Annotated in this window: 1 protein-coding gene; it reads left to right on the top strand. The window is 53.8% G+C overall.

Going from position 1 to position 2,551, the window contains the following annotated elements:
• Positions 1-2,551 (top strand): non-ribosomal peptide synthetase (locus HFD99_RS24660; RefSeq protein WP_167441038.1); only part of this gene is annotated, 2,551 nt, incomplete at both ends.

Below are 2,551 nucleotides of genomic sequence, written 5' to 3'. Positions count from 1 at the left end.
CAAACGATCCATGGTCTGTTTGAGACACAAACGGCGCACACACCAGAGCAGCCAGCGTTGTACTTCGAAGGAGAGCAACTGAGTTATCGCGAACTGAATGAACGTGCGAATCGTTTGGCTCGTACCTTGCGCAGTCAAGGTGTGACAAAAGATCGTTTGGTAGGTCTGATGACCGAACGCTCGATAGACATGATCGTGGGTATGTTAGGCATTTTGAAAGCCGGAGGTGCATATGTCCCAATCGATCCGACGTACCCAGAGGAGCGTATCCGCTATATGTTGGACGACTCGGGAACAGAGCTGTTGTTGACGCAAAGCCATCTGGTGGACAAGGTAGCTTTTGACGGTCACATGCTGGTGCTGGATGGAGCACAAAGTGTGTATCACGAGGATGGTTCTAACCTGGAGCCGTTGTCCGGTCCGAACGATCTAGCGTATGTGATCTATACGTCGGGTACGACGGGGCAGCCGAAGGGTGTTATGGTGGAGCATCGCAATGTCGTACGTTTGGTGAAAAATACAAACTACGCGCAGTTGGATGCTGACACGCGCATATTGCAGACAGGCGCTATTGTTTTCGACGCATCCACCTTCGAAATTTGGGGATCTGTATTAAACGGTGGACAGCTTGTGCTAGTGAGTCAGGATGTCATTTTGGATGTGCTCAAACTTAAGGATGCTGTCCACAGCTACGGCATTACCACGATGTTTTTGACCACACCGCTCTTTAACCAGCTGTCTCAACAGGATTTGACGCTGTTCGAGAGGATACGGGAGCTGCTGGTCGGTGGTGATGTAATGTCCGTACCACATATGAACCGGGTGCTGGAGGCCCATCCATCCCTGCGAATTAGTAACATCTATGGCCCGACTGAAAATACGACCTTTTCAACAGTGCATGCGATCATCGGTGTGCAATCGGAATCAGTGCCAATTGGCAGACCGATCCATAATTCGACAGCGTATGTCGTGGACCATTCGATGCGGCTTCAGCCCGTCGGGGTATGGGGTGAACTGTTGGTAGGCGGTGACGGGGTGGCACGTGGATACCGCAACCGTCCGGACCTGACGTCCGAAAAGTTCATCGACAGCCCGTTCCGCAGTGGAGAACGCTGCTATCGCACAGGCGACATGGTACGCTTGAATGCAGACGGTACGCTGGAATATAAGGGGCGGATCGACGCGCAGGTGAAAATTCGGGGCTACCGAATCGAACTGGGCGAGGTAGAAACGCAGCTGTTGAAGCTGGAGGCAGTGCAAGAAGCTGTGGTCATCGCACGAGAAGATGAGCAAGGGCAAAAGCAGCTCTGTGCTTATGTGGTCGCCAATGAGGAAGTTGTCGCAAGTGTGCTACGCAGCACTTTGAGCCAGAAGCTGCCAGGTTACATGATCCCTTCCTATCTGGTACAGCTGGAGCAGATGCCACTGACACCGAACGGCAAAATCGACCGCAAGGCCCTGCCAGCACCAGAAGACAGCCTGCAAACCGGAGCCGACTATGTTGCACCGCGAACGTGGGTCGAAGTGAAGCTGGCGCAGATTTGGCAGGATGTGCTAGGCCTGACGCAGGTCGGCGTGAAGGAAAACTTCTTTGAGATTGGTGGACATTCACTGCGGGCGACGACACTGGCCTCGAAGATTCACAAGGAGCTGAACAAGCCGCTTCCCCTGCGCAGTATTTTTGAAGCACCAACGATTGAGCAACTGGCCGTTGTATTGGAACAGCTGGATCAAGTAACGTATGCGTCCATTCCGGTAACGGAAGAACGTAGCTTCTATCCCCTGTCCTCGGCGCAAAAACGACTGTACGTGCTGCATCAGTTCGATCCGCAGGATGTGAACTACAACATGCCATCGGTGCTGCAAGTGAGCGGTCCGCTGGACGTGAAGCGAGTGGAACATGCATTCCGTCAACTGATCGCCCGTCATGCGTCCTTGCGCACCCGCTTTGATCTGATCGACAGTGAGCCGATGCAATGGGTTGAGGACACTGTGCCGTTCGAGGTGGAATATACGAAGGTACAAGCTGAAGGTGCGACTACGGATACAGACACGAGGGTCGGCAAGGAAGTGGATGAGCTGGTGAGTTGCTTTGTCCGTCCGTTTGATCTAAAAGCTGCGCCGCTGTTGCGGGTGGGCCTAGTAGATCTGGGCGTATCCGGAACTGAGCAGGAACCGCAGCATGTACTCATGCTCGACATGCACCACATCGTTTCGGATGGGGTGTCTATGGGGGTACTGACTAATGAATTTGTCCGCTTGTATGACGGTGAACAGCTAGCGCCATTGCGGATACAGTACAAAGATTATGCTGTATGGCAACAAAGTGAGACCCATCAGGAATGGATGCAGCGTCAGGAAGCCTACTGGCTGGACACCTTCCGGGGGGAACTGCCTGTACTGGATCTACCGACGGACTTTGCCCGTCCGTCGATACGAAGTACGGCAGGCGATACCGTGGTGTTTGGGCTGGAACGCGAAGTGAGCGAACGCCTGAAGGAACTGGCGGCGCACACAGGCTCTACCCTGTATATGGTGCTGCTGGCGGCGT

It is taken from the genome of Paenibacillus sp. EKM301P, assembly GCF_011800295.1.
In the GTDB taxonomy this organism is placed as follows: Bacteria; Bacillota; Bacilli; order Paenibacillales; family Paenibacillaceae; genus Paenibacillus; species Paenibacillus polymyxa.
The sequence above is the reverse complement of the archived record's forward strand: the minus strand, read 5'-3'. Positions and strand labels throughout refer to the sequence as shown.